The organism is Leisingera sp. F5 (assembly GCF_001593695.1).
Window position 1 is genome coordinate 1 of record NZ_LUKH01000667.1, and the last position, 1893, is coordinate 1893.

1 protein-coding gene and 1 pseudogene are annotated in these 1893 nt (G+C 63.6%); both read right to left on the minus strand.

The annotated features are described in order from the left end of the window. On the minus strand, positions 1–1332 hold a 1332-nt coding region (locus tag A2I95_RS34560; protein WP_291737070.1), incomplete at its 3' end, for a molybdopterin cofactor-binding domain-containing protein. Positions 1333–1380: 48 nt separating this feature from the next. Then, positions 1381–1893 (minus strand): annotated as a pseudogene (locus tag A2I95_RS34565) (type III PLP-dependent enzyme); the annotation flags it as partial.

Sequence of the window (1893 nt, forward strand, 5' to 3'; positions counted from 1 at the left end):
TTTACCATCTGCGGCGCGGCGGGCGGCGAATCCCTTCAGATCCGCCTCTTCCGCAGCCCGGCTCAGAACTTTATCGAAGTCGCCCACGTCATAGGTTTCACCAGTCACGGTGCCATAGGGAAAGGCCGCCGGCTTGATGAAGTTGCGCCGCCGCAGCTCCAGCGGATCGACCCCCAGCTCGCGCGCCGCGCGGTCCATGACCCGTTCCAGCACATAGATCGCCTCGGGCCGCCCGGCGCCGCGGTAGGCATCCACCTGGGTGGTGTTGGTATAGATCCCTTCCACCTGCAGCCAGGCGGTTTGGATGTCATAGACACCGGCCAGAACCCGGCTGAACAACTGGGTCTGGATCGGCTGGCCGAAATGCGAATTGTAAGCGCCAAGGTTGCAGCGGGTGCTGACGCGGTAACCAGTAATTTTCAGATCAGCGTCAAAGGCCAGTTCCGCCAGCGAGGTCAGATCCCGCCCGCCGTTGTCGCTCAGCATCGACTCGGTCCGGTCGGCGGTCCAGAACACCGGGCGGCCCAGCGCACGGGCTGCCTGAGCGACAGCGAAATACTCCGGGTAAGGAAAGGCCTTCATACCAAAGCCGCCGCCCACATCCGGAATCGTGACTTTGACGTCTGCCTCATCCAAGCGCAACTTGGCCGCCAGCTGGGACTTGATCGCCCAGACCCCCTGCCCGCCAAAGGTGAAATGCAGCCGCCCCCCGTGCCATTCCGCAAAGCAGCCGCGCGGTTCCATCGAATTGACGATAATACGGTTATCATCCACCTGCAGCGCGACGGTATGGGCAGCGGTGCGGAACGCCTCGGCTGTTGCAGCCTCATCCCCCAGCCCCCAGTCAAAAGCGCGATTGCCCGGCACCTCTGCATGCAGCGGCTCACCACCCGGCAAAACGTCCAACTTCGCAGGCAGATCATCAATGTCGAGCTCGATCAGTTCCCCCGCATCGCGAGCCTGATCCAGCGCCTCCGCAATGACCACCGCCACCGGTTCCCCCACATAGCGCACGCGGTCCCGCGCCAGCATCGGGCGTTCGGGCGCGGCGCCGCTGGAGCCATCCCGGTTCTTCACAGTGGTGCCATCCATGGACACATCGATGCCGGCAGCCTCAAGATCCGCCAGGGTGATAACCGCATGGACACCTTCGCATTCGCGCGCATCCTCAACGTTCAGCGCCGTGATCACGCCATGCGCCACCGGGCTGCGCAATACCCAGGCGCGCAGGGCATTCGCCGGGGCCGCATCCTCGATGTACTGCCCCTGACCGGTCAGAAACCGCCGGTCCTCGACCCGCTTTACCGGTTGGCTTTTACCGAATTTGTCCATGCTTGCCCCCTCATTCGCGCTGGCTGGCGTTTCGGGGCGAGACTAACCTCAGCGGGCGGCTTGTCCAGACAACTCAATAACCGTCGCCACGTCAGACAGGCCGTAGCCATTGAATTGCGTGCTCATGGCAGAAGAATAAGCGCCAAGCCCCGGGAACAGCACATAGTCGCCGGGTGCGGCATCACCGGGCAGCGGCAACCCGTCCGGCAAACGGTCCAGACTGTCACAAGTGGGCCCGAACACCACACGCGGTTTTCGCTCGCCCGTGCGATGGGCGCCATCCCCTCCGACAACTTCCACCCGGCCCGGCAGCCCCATGTCGCGGATATCAACCAGCCCGCCATAGATGCCGTCATTCAGAAACACCACCTCGCCGCCTTTCCGCATCCCCTTGATGCGCGCCGCCAGGGTGAAGCTTTCGGAAACCATCGCCCGTCCCGGCTCGCAGATCAGCGTGGGCTTATCTATGCCAAACGCCGTGTCGGCAGCTTTGGATATGGCGGCAAAGACCTTCTCCAGATCCGGAGCCACACCGTCCCGGTTGGCCGCAAACCCGCCACC